The sequence below is a fragment of the Kosakonia sp. S42 genome, assembly GCF_016624785.1.
Classification (GTDB): Bacteria; Pseudomonadota; Gammaproteobacteria; order Enterobacterales; family Enterobacteriaceae; genus Kosakonia; species Kosakonia cowanii.
This window is the reverse complement of sequence record NZ_JACVTW010000019.1, coordinates 34,248-50,206: the sequence shown is the minus strand read 5'-3', so window position 1 is coordinate 50,206 and position 15,959 is coordinate 34,248. Positions and strand designations below refer to the sequence as shown.

Sequence of the window (15,959 nt, the reverse complement as noted above, 5' to 3'; positions counted from 1 at the left end):
AGGTAAGGGGCTGCATTATATGCCTGTAAAACATTCTCAAAATAATTCCGGTGCCCGGGTTGTCGCAGCGCTGATGCCGGTAATGGCCGCGGTTCTGGTCGGTTTTATCATTATCGGCGTCGCGCTGCCCGTCCTGCCGCTGCATGTCAAAAATGACCTGGGCTTCGGGACGTTTATCGTAGGCCTGGTTGCCGGGGCACAGTTTGCGGCATCGCTGATTTCCCGGGTGTGGTCCGGAAGTTATTCAGACAGGCGCGGCGCCAAAAAGGGCGTGGTGGCCGGGCTCATCGCCGCGGCCGTTTCAGGGCTACTGTACCAGATGTCGCTCTGGCTGGTCGGCATGCCGGTACTGTCAGTGGGTGTACTGCTTGCCGGGCGCGCGATCCTTGGGGGGGCGGAAAGCTTCATCATTACCGGCGCCGTGGCATGGGGTCTGGCCCTCGTGGATAAAGAGCACGCAGGTAAGGTTATCGCCTGGGTGGGTACCGCAATGTTTGCTGCTATGGCACTCGGCGGGCCGGTGGGCACGATGTTGTTTGATGCCTTCGGCTTTGAGGCGATCGCACTACTGACGCTCCTGCTTCCGCTGCTGGTACTGGCATATCTCGCCCGCATGCCCGCGGTAGCGCCCCATCCCCATGCCGCACAGGCAACCTTTGGTTCCGTCATGCACGCCGTCTGGTTACCGGGGCTGGGCGCGGCACTGGCCAGCACAGGGTACTGCACCATTCTGGCCTTCAGCTCACTGTATTACAGCGCCATGAACTGGCAGCCCGTCTGGATGGCATTCACTGCCTTTGGCGTTGCGCTGATTGCTGCCCGAACCGTTGCGGGCCATCTGCCAGATCGCTTTGGTGGCGCGCGTATTGCGCTGATTTTTGTGCTCGTACAGGCCGCCGGGCTGTTCCTGATATGGCTTGCCGGTACGTCCCTGATTGCGACGACAGGTGCTGCCTTAGCCGGTTTTGGCTACTCACTGGTTTACCCGGGCCTCGGTATTGAAGCCATCAGTGGTTCAACACCCCAGAACCGCGGCATGGTGATGGGCATCTACACAGCATTTCTTGACGTGGCAATGGCGATCGGCAGCCCTGCGCTCGGCTGGATAGGAAGCCACCTGGGACTGAACGCGATATTTCTGGCCGGCGCGCTGGCAGTGCTGTCTACCGCTGTGGTGGCATTCCTGCTGTTAAAACGCCCGGGCCAGAGTCAACAAAATCCGGCCTGAACAGGTCCTGCTGTCCGGAGGTTTATTGCTCTCCGGATTTTTCACTCCGTTTGTCTTAACACCGTTATTTAATTCAGGAGGTAATATGAAATTGCATTCAAAAGGGAAATTAAAAACCCTGGCCGCACTGACGATACTCAGCGTCGCTCTGGGTATGGGGGCAAATACAGCCGTCGCAGCCGATATGTCCCACGGTGCGGATAATTTCTATAAAAGCGATAAAGTGAAGACTGAAACCGTAAAATTCAAAAATATTTACGGCATGGAAGTTACCGGCACGTTATTTACTCCCCGCAATATGGAAGCCGGTAAAAAATATGACGCCCTTATTGTCGGCCATCCTTTTGCTGCAGTAAGACAGCAGGCTGCTAACCTCTACGCAACAAAAATGGCGGAGGCCGGTTTTGTTGCACTGTCCTTCGACCAGTCTTTCTGGGGTGAGAGTGCGGGTACGCCGCGCGGGGCCGTGCTGCCTGATGTGTATGCAGAAAACTTCAGCGCTGCAGTTGATTTCCTCGGAACGCGCGAATTTGTGGATCGTGAAAAAATTGGCGTGATAGGTATCTGCGGTAGCGGCGGCTTTGCCATCGCCGCGACAAAAATGGATCCCCGCATCAAGGCGATCGCCACCGTTAGCATGTACGACATGGGCGAATATTTCCGTACCGGTCTGAACCATGAGCGGACCGTGGAAATGAGAAACAAGGACCTGGCGATTGCAGCAGAACAACGCTACAAAACCGCGGAAACCGGGCAACCCGTTTATGGTCCCGGGCAGAACGATCCGGTGTTCATCGAAGGTAAAGAGTCCAATGACTTTTATCAGACGGAGCGCGGTAAGGTGGCATCTAACAATCGCCGCTCAACACCGGCGACCTATGCGAAATTCATGAACTTCCATCCGTTTATCGATATCGAGTCCATTTCACCGCGACCAATACTCTTTGTCGTGGGTGATGCTGCACCATCCCGCACCTATACCGATACAGCTTACAAAATGGCCGCAGAGCCGAAGGAACTTGTGGAGATTAAGGGCGCTAACCGTATCGACCTGTATGACCGCACTGAACTCATCCCGTGGGACAAGCTGGTCTCATTCTTTAATACCAATCTGAAATCAGATAAATAATGTTTCTGAACGGCACTGCTTTAGTGCCGTTATTCATGAAAATATAAAAACAATGGAGAGTTTTATGTTCAAACCATTCATGCTTGCTCTGGCCTCCCTGACGGCTGTTTCATTCTCATCTTTAGGTGCCGAGGCCGAAGGTATCCGGGTCAAGATCACCGCAGGTGACCAGGTTATGACGGCAACATTTTATGACAATGCCACTACCCGGGCGCTGGTCTCTCGCTTTCCGCTGACGCTGCCCATGGAAGATCTTTACGGACGGGAAATGTGCTACCGGTTCCCGGATGCCCTGCCGGCAAACGAAACGCAGACCAGCGGTTATGAAGTGGGCGATATTGTTTACTGGGCACCCCGCCACAGCTTCGTCATCATGTACGAACAGAACAATGAACGGATAGGTAACCTTCAGAAAGTGGGCCGAATCCACTCTGGAGTGGGGATTTTCAGACATACGGGTAATATTGATGTGACATTTGAAATGGCACATTGATCCGTTATTCAATTCCGATAATTTAACGCAAGGACATTAGTTGTCTTCATTGAGTATGGCTTCGGTGTCCGGGTCAAGTTGGTTATGAAGACCAGTCTCATTTCAGTCGCGATTACAAGCGCAAATATGGCGAGCCGCCAGCGCGAAATATCGCACGATTGCGGAATATGGCTGCTCAAGGGGCAGGTGGTTAGCCGAATTACAAGTGTGGCTTGTCGGTCCCACAAGATGTCTCTTTTCTGATGTTTGACGATCCGAAGTGGGCGAGTTTCTTCCCGACACCGTTAACTGTCATCAACCAGACAACTGATCACGACTGGCACTCTACAATGCCTGCCGAGTAAGATACTTCATGCCCGCATGCAAAGCGCTGACCTTCATGGGAAAACATATCTGCCCGTTTATCTCTATCATCCGAAAAATTCCGGCAACATCAAAATAGTCAAAGACCTGATCGATTTTCTGATGTCCACAACAGCGTGATAAAAACCAGCAACCCACTATTAAGCATGGCGCTGTGAATGTTGTAGACATTTAGGGTACCCCTCTGGGATTTATTAATTTTGTTCATTACTGCTATCTCAACTGTGCTGTTGTACTGAGAAAGTCGTTGTTGTTACCGTTATGTACGTTTTGACAAATACTCTTCGCATCGCTTGCTGGTTAATTGCACGCGCTAATCGGGGGCTTTTCTGATTCTGAAATTGAAAAAGAACATGAGGTATTAATGAAAACGGTTGGTTATGCAGCGCACGCTGCCGACGCGAAACTGGTTCCTTATCATTTTGAACGTCGCGATTTACGTGAAAACGATGTCGCCATTGAAATTCTTTATTGCGGCGTTTGCCACTCAGATCTGCATACGGTCAACGGAGACTGGGGCCCGCAGCCTTACCCGTTGATCCCGGGCCACGAAATTGTGGGTGTCGTCACGTCCGTGGGGCAGAACGTCAAAAAATTTCATCCAGGCGATCATGTTGCCGTTGGCTGCATGGTGGATAGTTGTATGCACTGCGATCAGTGTGAGCATGGCGAAGAGCAATTCTGTCGTAACGGGATGACGCCTACCTATGGCGCACCGGATCGCTTGAGCGGCGAAATCACTCAGGGCGGATACGCCAAACATATTGTCGTACGCGAAGAGTTTGTCCTGCGTGTGCCGGAAAATATGGATCTGGCAAAGACCGCGCCGATCCTTTGTGCTGGTATCACCACCTTCTCTCCGTTGCGTACCTGGAATGTGGGCCCGGGAAGCCGCGTTGGCGTGATCGGATTAGGTGGCCTGGGCCATATGGCGGTTAAGCTGGCCGTGGCGATGGGGGCCGAGGTGACCGTCATCAGCCGCAATAAGAACAAAGAGGAAGAGGCAAAGGCGCTGGGTGCGAAGGGCATTTTGCCTTCTTCCGATCCGCAGGCATTGCAGGATTCAGCCTGTGCATTCGATTTAATTATTGATACAGCACCCGTTAAGCATGACCTGAATATCTATACCCCGTTATTGGATATTGATGGCTCGTTAGTCATTGTCGGCCAGGTTGGTCTGATGGATGAACCGCTCACGGTTCCTTTGATCATGGGTCGCCGTCGCGTTGCGGGTTCGCTGATCGGCGGCATTGCGGAAACCCAGGAAGTCCTGGATTTCTGCGCGAAGCACGATGTCTATCCTGAGTGCGAAATGATTAATATCGATCAGATCAACGATGCTTTCGCTCGCCTTGCACAGGGAGACATGGCCCACCGCTTCGTCATTGATATGGCCTCGCTGAGCGCAGAATAAACGCAAATACACAGGCGGTAGCGCGCGTTGGCTACCGCTTTCACAACGCCTCTGCGTCTTTTTTAAAAACAGTCGCAATTGATGTCGTCCGAGTGGCTCCTCATGTTTATTTATTCAAAAAACCAACGTGTATTTTCCAGATTTTCAGGATGGGGCATATTGGGTCTGATATTCATGTTTTCGGCTACGGCGAGCGCGCGGAATACAGAGGAAAATGTAATGAAGATAAATATCATACTTAACGATAAAACCCTTACCGCGACCCTGAATAACTCTCCTGCGAGCCGAGAATTTGCGGCCTTATTACCGCTTACGTTGCAACTGAAAGATTATGCCGGGGAGGAGAAAATAAGTGACTTACCTTCCCGGTTGACCACCGAAGGTTCACCCGAAGGAACGTCAGCAAAAAAAGGCGATATAACCCTTTATGCGCCCTGGGGAAATCTGGCTATTTTTTATAAATCCCATAGCTATGTGTCTGGCTTAATGAAACTTGGGCAATTAGATGAGCCAGATGCATTGCCCGTCCACCCTGATGCCTACAGCGCCAGATTTGAACTGTTGACGGAATAATCGTCACTCGGCGGGAGAAAATGAATGATAAGCAGGACATTTCTGGCGATTCTTTCTCTGTTATTGATGAGCGGATGCGTTTCCCAAACCACGCAAAACAGGAGTTTGAAAATGACACAAAAAGATACACATGGCGCCGTTGCTGAAGTCGCACCCGCTATGGCTGCGTATGCTGAACGATTTATTGAAAAAGATCTCTGGAATCGTCCGGAGTTGTCACGTCGCGACCGCAGCCTGGTCACGATTGCAGCACTCATCAGCCGGAATGATACGGCTGAGCTTCCGCACTACCTTAACGTGGCGCTGGATAGCGGCGTGAAGCCCGCTGAAATCTCCGAGGTTATTACCCATCTGGCATTTTATGCTGGCTGGCCAAACGCCACCTCTGCGGCGCTGGTTGCCCGCAACGTCTTTGCGCACCGCCATATCGATACGGCATCCTTGCCAGGGGATAAAGTGGATTTCCTGCCTCTGGATAAAGCGTCGGAAAACCAACGTGCCACGATGGTTGAGTCAAACTTTGGCAAGGTATCACCGGGGGTCGTGAAATACACCACGGATGCACTATTCCTGGACCTATGGCTGCGGCCGGGTCTGGCACCACGGGACCGAAGCCTGGTAACGGTTAGTGCACTGGTTACCGCCGGGCAAGTGGCGCAAGTGCCGTATCATCTTAATCGGGCGATGGATAATGGTTTGACCCAGACTCAGGCCTCAGAGGTCTTGACACAGCTGGCCTTTGTGGCGGGCTGGCCAAACATTTTCTCAGCTTTACCCGTATTTAAAGAGGTATTTACAGGCAGAAACCAGGCCTGACGGCTGACGATTCGCAAAAGCCAGCACCTGAACAGGTTCTGGCTTTTTTCTTCCAGGAGTCACAGGTCGTTAATCCTGCCAGGGCCTGTTCAGGGATGTTTGTAGTGGCGCAGCGCGTCAATAACGAGCTGGAAAGCTTTCGAATGATTTCTGTTTTCCGGGTAGTAGATGTAATAACCATCCCAGTAAGGACACCAGTCTTCAAGGACGCTGATCAGTTCGCCGCGGGCGAGCTGTTTCTCTGCTATATCACGGGGAACATGTGCCAGCCCATATCCTTCTATGGCAGCCTGTAAATTCTGATAGATACGACTAAACACCAGCTGACCGCTGACCTTGACGTTCAGGCTCTTTCCCTCTTTTTCGAACTCCCAGACATACAAATTACCGTGGGTGGGAAACCGAAGATTGATGCAGCTGTGATCAATAAGATCGTTAGGATGCAGCGGATAAGGGTGGCGGGAAAAATAGTCAGGAGAACCGACGACGGCAAAGCGCACATCCGGGCCGATACGCACGGAGATCATGCCATTAGAGATTTGCTCACCGAGCCGCGTTCCTGCATCAAACCGGCCGGAGACAATATCCGTCAGCGCATAGTCATCAATCAGCTCCAGAGTAATATCCGGGTATTCCTTGAGTAGTGGCTCAAGCTTGGGCCATATGACAGAGCCAATCGCATAATCTGACGTTGATATACGTACCGTACCGGCGGCTTTACTGTTGAGGTCCTTCAGCGACTGTAATCGCCCCTGGATCCCATCGATATAAGGGCCGAGGTCATCGAACATGGATTGCCCTATATCGGTTAACGAAATACTGCGCGTGGTGCGGGTCAGAAGTTTCATCCCAAGACGGGATTCGAGGGTTCGAATGGTATGGCTGAGGGCTGATTGTGAAACGCCTAAATGTGCCGCTGCTTTGGTAAAGCTCTTTTCACGCGCGACGACTATAAACGCCATTAAATCATTAAGGTTTTCCCGTGCCAACCTGCCCCCCCCCTTACTGCCAAAAGAAAGTGATGGAGTAGTGTAGCGTAATGCATAGCGAAGGGGCACTTAATGGATAGGTAATTTACGGCGTTAAGCTGGTCAATTTTCTGGGGCGTAATTTATGAAAATCGTGCATAAGTCATATCAGATTTCGCGCCTTACTCATGTCTGTCTTTTTATTCTAGAATGATTATTCAGGTATGGCAGAGGAATTCAAAAGTGAATTATTCATTATTAAACAATAACCTGAAAATGCCGATGGCTGGTTTTGGTGTTTTTCAGGTAACAGATAAAGAAGAGTGTAAACAGTCAGTATTGACTGCTATTCGTACTGGCTACCGCCTTATCGATACCGCAGCAGTTTACGGTAATGAAGATGCCGTTGGTGACGCCGTACGCGAGGCTATTGCCGAAGGGTTATGCAGCCGCGAAGAGCTGTTTATTACCTCAAAACTATGGGTACAGGACATGGCCAGTTACGATATGGCCAAAGCAGGAATTGAAGCGTCGTTAGAAAAATCAGGGCTGGAATATTTTGACCTTTATTTACTGCATCAGGCCATGCGTGATTACTTCAGCGCGTGGCGTGCGCTGGAAGATGCCTATGATGCCGGTAAGCTTAAGGCGATTGGGGTGTCTAATTTCTATGCTCATGTATTAGCAAATTTCTGCGAAACCGTCAGAATCAGGCCAATGGTGAACCAGGTTGAATTACATCCTTACTTTGCGCAGCCTGCTGCACTTGAAACCATGAAGTATTACAACGTTCAGCCGGAAGCATGGGCCCCCTTAGGCGGCGGAAGGCATAAGCCCTATGAAAATGAAATGCTGCAGCGAATTGCTGATACTCACAAAAAAACAGTTGCTCAGGTTGTCCTGCGCTGGAATGTGCAGCGTGGTGTCACTGTTATCCCTAAATCCACCCGTCAAGAACGTATTGAAGAGAACTTTGCCATCTGGGATTTCGCATTGACTGAGAGTGAAATGGAACAAATTAACATGCTCGATTTAGGCTACGTTGGTGATGCCGTGAAGCACTTTAACCCTGAATTTGTGCGTGGCTGTCTTGGTGTGAAAATTCACGATCGCTAATGCTGATATTGGTATTGAGCCTTCAATAATGAAGGCTCAATACGACTTCTTTCTACTGCAGATTTTTTTCTTTCAGGAACTGACTCACCAAATCAGCAATTTGCACATTATTGAGATCAGAGAACGGGAAGTGGGTATTCCCTTTGATTCCCACTTCAGGCAAATGCGTTACCGTCACATCCCCGCCATGCTTGTTCACCACGTCACGCCACTCACGCGCCATCGCCAGACGTACTCGCCAGCTGTCCTGCGCGGGCATGGCGACAGGCTAACCGCCTGCATTTTCTTGCTGACCGGGCCGGGTTTAACGGTGCTTTCAGCGACAAGTATGCGTTGCGCCTGGACCAAGCTTTTCCCCTTATACTCAAACAACTGGAACTAATGCTGACCAGCGGCGAGCTCAATCCCCAGTATCAGCACTGCGTCACGCTATATCACAATGGGCTCACTTGCGAAGCTGACACACTTGGTAGTTGCGGCTACGTATACATCGTCGTTTACCCAACTCAACGCTAATTAAATACACGAGAGCAAAAATGAAATTTCTACCTGCAAGAAACATGCGGGCGACAAAGCCCTGTCTGTCGCCCGTTGCAGTCTGGCAAATGCTACTTACACGCCTGCTGGAAAAACACTATGGTCTGACCCTGAACGATACGCCGTTTTGTGATGAAACCGTTATACAGGAACATATCGATGCCGGTATCACTCTGGTTAATGCCGTTAACTTTCTGGTGGAAAAGTATGAGTTAGTACGTATCGATCGCACAGGATTTACCTCACAGGAACAAGCGCCATATTTGACCGTGACAGATATCCTTCATGCCAGGAGAGCATGCGGATTAATGAACAGTTGTTCGTATCGGGAAGTAAGTAATATTGTTCTTAGCCGATCGCGGCAGTGAGGAAGACTTCAAGAGCCGAGAAAATTTGCACGGTCTGTGAAGAAATTAGTGATATTGGCGACTCAATGAAAACCTCATCGAGTCGCATGAAAAACAAGGGGGGGCACAAAAGGGGGCATTTATAAAGATGAAACAAGATAATACGTATATTTATCAACTAGATGGTTTGTTGTGTTATGTTCCTATTATCGCAACTTCAATAAGTTACGTCTCATTAGTACCTTTCTGATTTTCGCTGTAAAACAAATTTGTGACACAATCGCCAAAGGATTGAGTCGATTTGCTTCGCATGCTCAGTTAAAGGAAAATCCCGCCTGTCGTTTGTCTTTCAGATCCGCTTTTTAACCCGTGCTTCATCTCCACCATGCACGATGGCATCAAGTGCTGCTTTCTCCCGTAGAATGGAGATCTGCTTCCTGAGTGACTCTCCCTGGTAAGGAGCAGCACAGCCCTGACGAACCGCAGTATTTCTCCAGTCTCCACAGAGAGACCAGTCGTTTGGCTTTGCAATTCGCTCGGCAAGAGCCCGCCCATCACGGGAGACAATTTTGGGGTGGAGCCATGAACCCGGAAACATCGGATCTTTTTTATAACTGTCGCCATTATCAGCAGTCACGATCCAGATATCATCATGGCCTGCCTTTTCCAGTGCGTTGATAGCTTCATAGAGGGTCATTATTGTTCCTTTCTTTGATTGTAAATAGCCACCCTAAGTTATCACTTCAGTTCGCCAGCCTGATAATAAGCAGCCATAGAGAAACGCAGGTAAATTAACGGGCAGTCGTTTTGCTCTGATCTGAGTTTTCAGCTATTTCATGGTTTTCGGAAAGGTACCACGGTGAGGAAATAATCATATCGCTGTAATACGCTTCCGCGCACCGGGTCACGGAACGGCGGCATCACAAACGCTTTATGACCCGATTCCATTGTTAATTGGCTGGAAGGCTACTCACGCCACCATTTTAGCCTCCCTATACTGGGCGCTGATCAGGTCAGCCAGGTGTGCCTGACATGACATCAGTACCTGCTGAATAACTACTTTATGGGGAGTAACTATGAAATTAACTCAGATTCGCAATGCAACACTTGCACTTGAATATGCCAGTAAACGTTTTCTGATCGATCCGATTCTGGCTGAGAAAGAAGCATGGCCCGGTTTTCCCGGAACGGCATGTTCGCACCTGCGCAACCCCCGGGTTGACTTGCCTGTGTCCGTCGATGAATTACTGAATGTCGATGCGGTTATCGTAACCCACACTCACCTTGATCACTGGGATGAAGCCGCACAGATGCTCATTCCGAAAAACAAAACTATCTTCTCTCAACATGACGAAGATGCCGCGCTTATTCGTGCACAGGGTTTCAGCGACGTGCGGGTACTGCAGGCAGAAAACCTTTTTGACGGTATCACTATTGTCAAGACCGACGGGCAGCACGGGAGTGATGCGGCCTATGCTGATCCAGAGATGGCAGCTTTTCTGGGTGACGCATGTGGCCTGGTCTTCAGCCACACTGATGAAAAGGTACTGTACATTGCTGGCGATACCATCTGGGTGAAGGCGTATGCAGATACTCTTGCCGCCCACACGCCAGACGTGGTCGTTATTAACGCCGGCTTTGCCCAGGTTGACGGCTATGGAGCCATCATCATGGGAACCGAGGATATCCTGCGTACGCACCAGGCCCTGCCGGATGCCGTGGTGGTCGCTTCTCACCTGGAGGCCATCAATCATTGCCTGCTTACCCGCAGTGAAATCAGAGAGTTCATTCAGCAGAAAGGGATCCAGAACAGTGTCCGTGTACCTGAAGACGGTGAAACGCTGGTTTTCTGAGAGTTAACAAACAACACGCAGAGAGTATTATCTGGCTTCAGCAAAGCACCCTTCGTTCTCAGGGTGCTTGATGCAGGAGACCGTGTCAGCCCTGAACCGGAGACGAAACGTGAGCGTACCCGTCGTTGCTGTTATCGCCACTGCTGGCGTCAGCGCATTCCATTTTTCAGTACCGTGTATGGTATTTGGACAGGCATTACCCGAGCCTGACCGTTTCTGTCTGAAAATTTGTGCCGAAAGCCCCGGTACTGTTGCGTCTGAGGCCGGGCTGCAAATCAATGTTGAAAACGGACTTGAACTGCTGGAGAGCGCCAGCATTATTATCGTTCCTTTCTGGAGCCATCCTGAGGAAAAACCTTCTGCTGCCCTGCTGAAAGCGCTGGTTGATGCCTGGCAACGGGGTGCAGAAATTGTGGGGTTATGTCTGGGAACCTATGTACTGGCTTATGCTGGTCTGCTGGACGACCGACGGGCTGCCACACACTGGGAATATGAGCGTGATTTTACCGGCCGTTTTCCTGCCGTCAGGCTGGATACGAACGCTCTGTATATTAACGATGAACGTCTCATCACTTCTGCCGGTACGGCAGCAGGAATTGACTGCTGTCTGAATATCGTGCGCGCGCATTATGGCAGTGCATTCGCTAACAGGGTGGCACGCCGCATGGTTATGCCCCCTTATCGTGAAGGGGGACAGGCGCAGTATATTGAACGGCCGGTGCCCGAAACGACCCGGGACAGTGCTGTCAACGAGTTGACAGACTACCTGCGCAGAAACCTGGAAAGGCCACATAATATTGACGCCCTGGCAAAGTTTTGCAGCATGAGCCGCCGGACACTTACCCGCCACTTCCTTGCTGCAACCGGCATGACTATTGGTGACTGGCTCAACGTTGAGCGCCTGCAGCGCAGTCAAGAATTACTGGAGTCCACTGACCACAGCATCGAAGTTGTTTCCTGGATGTCCGGATTTCAGTCTCCTGTCTCATTTCGCCAGAGTTTTAAAGCGCGGTTCAGCGTCAGCCCGAGCGAATGGCGGCGCGCGTTTCGTGGGCCGGGTAATCAACTCTGACAACATACCCCTGATTACGAGGATTAACTTTCAATGTTTACATGTTGCTCACTCAGTAAGTGAGTTACTGTGCCCGCGCTTGTCGGTTCCCTCCATTCACATGCTGATTTCTTCAGGCAGATGCGGAAAATGGCTGTATAAGTAACGTACCCTAACATGCGGCGTGCATTCAGCGTGCTCAAGTGTCATGTTACTAATAACAATAAAACTTCTGGAACCCACTCAAAATGAAAATTAAGCACCTGCTATCGTTTCGGTTCAACCGCTGTCTGGTGCTGATACCAGCGTCCTTTTTATTGCTCAGTTGTTCCTCCAACTACCAATTACTCTGTCCTTTCGGCGCACATAAAGGCGAGATTCAGCAATTCGATAAGAGTTACTGGGAGTCAACTGAAAAAAATCCTCTGAAGAGTGACAAGCAGGTCTTTATGGAGTGTAACACCCAGTCTGATGCGGAGAAGGAGCGCCTTTCATCGGCCTATATCCAGTTGTGCAAAGCAGGTCATCTTGATACCGGGAACCGCCTCTTCGTTGAAAAGATATTCAGCGATCCTCATTATTCCAGAGCCGTTTCAGGAATGATGAATGCAAAAATGCCGAAGAAAGAGTCAGCCGAATCACAGTTGAAATGGTCAGTGGCGCACAGCGATAACCCTGACAGTTTTAAGGAGTATTGTGGGTATTATGTCAAAAAAGATGCAGATAAACGTTCTTCCACACTGTTGGGCTTAAACGTCGAAGGTTTCAGGTCTGAAATCTTTAACCAGTGCATGGCAAAAAACCATATGATGAAAATCGTTCCTACTAAATCATTCAGAAAGTGTAACAATATTAGCTGGTAACGAGCATATAAGGTTCCAGCCCGCGTCCGGAATAACCGTTAAAAGCAGGGTATTATCCTGCTTTCATCGGGCCGGAATCTCGCCGCAACCGGGCGGCGAGTTAGATCTCAGTCAGTACCCGTTCTGATGAAGCCAGCCCGCACATGACCATATCCTCTTACCTGGCAGGAAGCCTGGATTATCAGTACAAACCTTCTACGCAGAACCTGACTTGTGCCGTTCGCTTCCTTTCCAGTAAATCAGATACGTAAGTACAGCAACTGAGCAAAAAACATAAGGGCTTAAAAGCAAAATTTCGTGGTAAGTAATGTCGAATATGCTGATGACAGGCCATGCCAGTACAACCAGCCATATGAAGAGCGTAGTGAACAGTATAAAAAAGCATCCCTTAAATGAAGGGGCAGGGAATATTCGCCTTGTTATTACCACCACCGGAAGACCCACTATAAAAGTCCCTGCCAGAGTGCCGTAAATACTTATCATCACGGTAAACAAATAGACAAAAATGACAGATACCAATTCCTCAGCGGAATCGTTATTTTTTGCCCAGTAAAGATATATCAAAAGAAATAATGAGCCAGATAAACTGCCAAATACCGCTGACAGCACAGAAGACATAACTAAATTTTTATCAATAATTTTAGGCATCGTTTTCTCAGCATCTGAGTTGCTGGCCTTCATGCGGCTTACCGCTGAGCCGTGCAGCGTGGCGTGGGATCGCAAAGCAGGCATGGAGTTTAAAGGCGTTTACTCCCAACCCAGCTCACTATAAGTCTTACAATCCTGGTCAGGAAAAGAGGTCATATATTGACCCCAGCCCATATATTTATAATAAAGTGTCATTGCTTCATAATAGCTCGTAGCGTCAACTTCCCATACAAGCTCTGCGCCGGGCGCTAATAACGATCTTGCGGCATTTCCGTGCACACCTTTGAGGCAAAAGGTCTGGCTCCCGTCTGGCTCTAACCATAGTTCATGCTGCAAAATTGACTCCCTTTATTATTAAAATTGTTTGCTAATCATTCCATATTAGACAGTGATTTAACAGACGATAGTCTGGTAAAGACCTCAGTTTTGCATGGCTGTGGTAATGGTCGGCATCAGTATCATTGATTTAGCCAAAGATCGCGAGCAGCGCAAATCAGGCAGAAGAGAGCACCGCGCTTACATCAGCCAGAGCGCCCGGCGAACCCGGCAACATAATAGCCTGTGGCTATTACCCCCATCCCTGCTTTGATATATCTATATCTCTCGATTAACCTACTAATTAAAGTAGCCAAATAATCGATGCTAACAATTACCAAAAATGCTAATAGCATCTTATTAACCACCCTGCGTATCACTTAATCTTCAAAGCCACTGCGATATACTTCAATCTTCTCCAGAATATATCCTGAACTAAAGTTAAATTTAAAATCTCATTATCTATTTGCCTTGATGAGTATTGCCTTTTTAATTAATCCATAAGAAAATACTTAGAAATCATTATTAAAAGCAACTTAACCAAAATTATATTGGTCGGGTGACCTATGTTTTCTTCAGGGATGAGAAAAGTGCGTTATTTATTGCTGTTTATATTATTTATCTCTGCCGCACAGGCCGCGCCATTATCGCCAGCTGATCGGGATGCGGTGCGTCAACAGCAGGAACAGCTGTTGCGCCAAGGCCAGCAACAGCGCGATGAGCTGGAGCGAAGCACGCCGCTGCCGCGTCAGGAGGTGCGTACGCCCGATGGCAAAACTCAGGGCCCCTGTTTTACCATCCACACCATCACCCTTTCAGGCGTCACGCTTATCAGCGCGAAAGCGCAGCAGAAACTGATCTCTCCATGGCTGAATCAATGCCTGGATATGGCAAAAATCACCGAATTAACCACCGCCATCTCAGACTGGTATATCAGCCGTGGCTATATCACCAGCCGCGCATTTCTTACTGAGCAAGATCTGTCGCAGGGTGAATTACGCCTGGTGGTAATGGAAGGGAAATTAAGCCATATCCGCCTCGACGGTGAATCGCCGCGCATGCTGAAAATGGTTTTCCCCGGTCTGGAAGGCAAGGTGTTAAATCTGCGTGATATTGAGCAGGGAATGGAGCAAATAAACCGTTTGCGCAGCAACCCGGTGCAGATAGAAATAGTGCCGGATAGCGAGCCGGGATATTCCATCGTTAACCTCACCGCCACGCCGGAATTCCCGTTAAGTGCCACTTTCTCGCTTGATAATAGCGGGCAGAAGAGCACTGGCGAGAAGCAATTAAACGGTTCACTGAGTGGAAATAACCTGCTGGGGCTGGCCGATAAATGGTTTGTCAGCGGCGGGCGCAGCAGTGACTTCGCCACTGGATATGATGCGCAAAGTTTCCAGACCGGCGTCAGCGTGCCTTATGGCTACGGCCTGCTGGATTACAGCTACGCCTGGAGTAACTACCGCACCACCATTATGAATCAGGGTTTTCCATGGATATCGACGGGGGATACGAAAACCCATCGGCTGAATGGTTCATGGGTGGTGTTTCGTAATGGCGATATCAAAACCGCGCTCTCGGCGGGCGTAACCCAGCGCTCCAGCCGTAACTGGCTTAACGACGCGCCGCTGAAAAGCAGTACCCGCAACCTCTCCAGCCTTCAGCTTGGTATTAACCACACACAGAAAATGTTCGGCGGTGTGGCAACGTTCAACCCCAGTTACAGCCACGGTATGCCGTGGTTTAACGCTGAAACCGATGAAGAGAAGATCGGTGATGTGCCGCGGGCAGAGTTCCGTAAGTGGAACCTGAGCGCCAGTTTTCAGCGCCCGATAACCAATCAACTTCTGTGGCTTACCAGCCTGTACGGGCAGTGGTCGCCGGACAGGCTTTATGGCAGCGAACGGCTGACCCTCGGTGGCGAAAGCTCCGTTCGCGGTTTCAAAGAGCAGTATCTCTCCGGCGATAACGGAGGTTACTGGCGCAATGAACTCAACTACCCGCTGTTTACCCTGCCGGTGCTCGGGCAGATCAGCGCCACCGTCGCGCTGGACGGCGGCTGGCTGGAAAAGGATCGCTTCGACAAATTCGCTTCAGGCACGCTGTGGGGAACGGCGGCATCGCTTAGCAGCGCCGGGCGCTGGTTCGCCAGTCAAATCACAGTAGGGACGCCGCTCGCCTATCCCGACTGGCTGGGGCCGGATCATCTGACGCTTAACTGGCGTGTTGCGGTGACATTTTAAGG

Annotated in this window: 15 protein-coding genes and 2 pseudogenes; 13 read left to right on the top strand and 4 right to left on the bottom strand. The window is 50.0% G+C overall.

Annotated elements, in window-relative coordinates:
• Positions 1-19: 19 nt before the first annotated feature.
• From IAE50_RS18190 to IAE50_RS18165, 6 genes are all read left to right on the top strand, one after another.
• Positions 20-1,228 carry an MFS transporter gene (locus tag IAE50_RS18190; protein WP_200135456.1) on the top strand — a complete coding sequence of 403 codons (1,209 nt, stop codon included), beginning with the start codon at positions 20-22 and terminating at the stop codon, positions 1,226-1,228.
• An 85-nt stretch (positions 1,229-1,313) separates the two neighbouring features.
• Positions 1,314-2,357: an alpha/beta hydrolase gene (locus tag IAE50_RS18185; RefSeq protein WP_200135457.1), complete on the top strand. Its 1,044-nt coding sequence runs from the start codon at positions 1,314-1,316 to the stop codon at positions 2,355-2,357.
• A 64-nt stretch (positions 2,358-2,421) separates the two neighbouring features.
• Positions 2,422-2,850, top strand: coding sequence for a cyclophilin-like fold protein (locus IAE50_RS18180; protein WP_089598742.1), 429 nt, complete (start codon positions 2,422-2,424; stop codon positions 2,848-2,850).
• Positions 2,851-3,577: 727 nt separating this feature from the next.
• Positions 3,578-4,627, top strand: coding sequence for an NAD(P)-dependent alcohol dehydrogenase (locus tag IAE50_RS18175; RefSeq protein ID WP_200135458.1), 1,050 nt, complete (start codon positions 3,578-3,580; stop codon positions 4,625-4,627).
• Positions 4,628-4,846: 219 nt separating this feature from the next.
• Positions 4,847-5,200 carry a cyclophilin-like fold protein gene (locus tag IAE50_RS18170; RefSeq protein ID WP_023320388.1) on the top strand — a complete coding sequence of 118 codons (354 nt, stop codon included), beginning with the start codon at positions 4,847-4,849 and terminating at the stop codon, positions 5,198-5,200.
• A gap of 24 nt (positions 5,201-5,224) precedes the next feature.
• Complete coding sequence (locus IAE50_RS18165; protein ID WP_032725892.1) at positions 5,225-6,016, top strand: carboxymuconolactone decarboxylase family protein; 792 nt, start codon at positions 5,225-5,227, stop codon at positions 6,014-6,016.
• A gap of 89 nt (positions 6,017-6,105) precedes the next feature.
• Here the strand turns inward: IAE50_RS18165 and IAE50_RS18160 are convergent, their stop codons facing one another.
• The gene (locus IAE50_RS18160; RefSeq protein WP_023320386.1) at positions 6,106-7,005 is read right to left on the bottom strand and encodes a LysR family transcriptional regulator; all 900 of its coding nucleotides are present in this window, start codon (positions 7,003-7,005) and stop codon (positions 6,106-6,108) included.
• 222 nt (positions 7,006-7,227) lie between these two features.
• On the opposite strand from IAE50_RS18160, the gene IAE50_RS18155 reads away from it, so the two are divergent.
• Positions 7,228-8,100: an aldo/keto reductase gene (locus IAE50_RS18155; protein WP_046876685.1), complete on the top strand. Its 873-nt coding sequence runs from the start codon at positions 7,228-7,230 to the stop codon at positions 8,098-8,100.
• Between the two features lie 52 nt (positions 8,101-8,152).
• Here the strand turns inward: IAE50_RS18155 and IAE50_RS18150 are convergent.
• Positions 8,153-8,368: pseudogene (locus tag IAE50_RS18150) on the bottom strand (alpha/beta hydrolase); the annotation flags it as partial.
• 2 nt (positions 8,369-8,370) lie between these two features.
• Between IAE50_RS18150 and IAE50_RS18145 the strand changes: the two are divergent.
• Together IAE50_RS18145 and IAE50_RS18140 are read left to right on the top strand one after the other, a co-directional pair.
• A pseudogene (locus IAE50_RS18145) lies at positions 8,371-8,616 on the top strand (type IV toxin-antitoxin system YeeU family antitoxin); the annotation flags it as partial.
• Between the two features lie 20 nt (positions 8,617-8,636).
• Positions 8,637-9,005 carry a TA system toxin CbtA family protein gene (locus IAE50_RS18140; RefSeq protein WP_200135459.1) on the top strand — a complete coding sequence of 123 codons (369 nt, stop codon included), beginning with the start codon at positions 8,637-8,639 and terminating at the stop codon, positions 9,003-9,005.
• 328 nt (positions 9,006-9,333) lie between these two features.
• On the opposite strand, the gene IAE50_RS18135 is transcribed toward IAE50_RS18140, so the two are convergent.
• On the bottom strand, positions 9,334-9,681 hold the full coding sequence (locus IAE50_RS18135; protein WP_200135460.1) for a hypothetical protein: 348 nt from the start codon (positions 9,679-9,681) through the stop codon (positions 9,334-9,336).
• 379 nt (positions 9,682-10,060) lie between these two features.
• Between IAE50_RS18135 and IAE50_RS18130 the strand changes: the two genes are divergently transcribed.
• From IAE50_RS18130 to IAE50_RS18120, 3 genes are all read left to right on the top strand, one after another.
• A complete protein-coding gene (locus tag IAE50_RS18130; protein WP_200135461.1) occupies positions 10,061-10,837 on the top strand; it encodes an MBL fold metallo-hydrolase in 777 nt (258 codons plus the stop codon).
• 109 nt (positions 10,838-10,946) lie between these two features.
• Entirely contained in the window at positions 10,947-11,909 is a 963-nt protein-coding gene (locus IAE50_RS18125) for a GlxA family transcriptional regulator (protein ID WP_200135462.1), read from the top strand.
• 227 nt (positions 11,910-12,136) lie between these two features.
• The gene (locus IAE50_RS18120; protein ID WP_200580884.1) at positions 12,137-12,751 is read left to right on the top strand and encodes a hypothetical protein; all 615 of its coding nucleotides are present in this window, start codon (positions 12,137-12,139) and stop codon (positions 12,749-12,751) included.
• 195 nt (positions 12,752-12,946) lie between these two features.
• Here IAE50_RS18120 and IAE50_RS18115 read toward each other — a convergent pair whose 3' ends face one another.
• Positions 12,947-13,432, bottom strand: a complete 486-nt coding sequence (locus IAE50_RS18115; protein WP_234467223.1) for a hypothetical protein — start codon at positions 13,430-13,432, stop codon at positions 12,947-12,949.
• Between the two features lie 863 nt (positions 13,433-14,295).
• Here IAE50_RS18115 and IAE50_RS18110 point away from each other — a divergent pair.
• Positions 14,296-15,957: a ShlB/FhaC/HecB family hemolysin secretion/activation protein gene (locus IAE50_RS18110; RefSeq protein WP_200580894.1), complete on the top strand. Its 1,662-nt coding sequence runs from the start codon at positions 14,296-14,298 to the stop codon at positions 15,955-15,957.
• Positions 15,958-15,959: the final 2 nt, after the last annotated feature.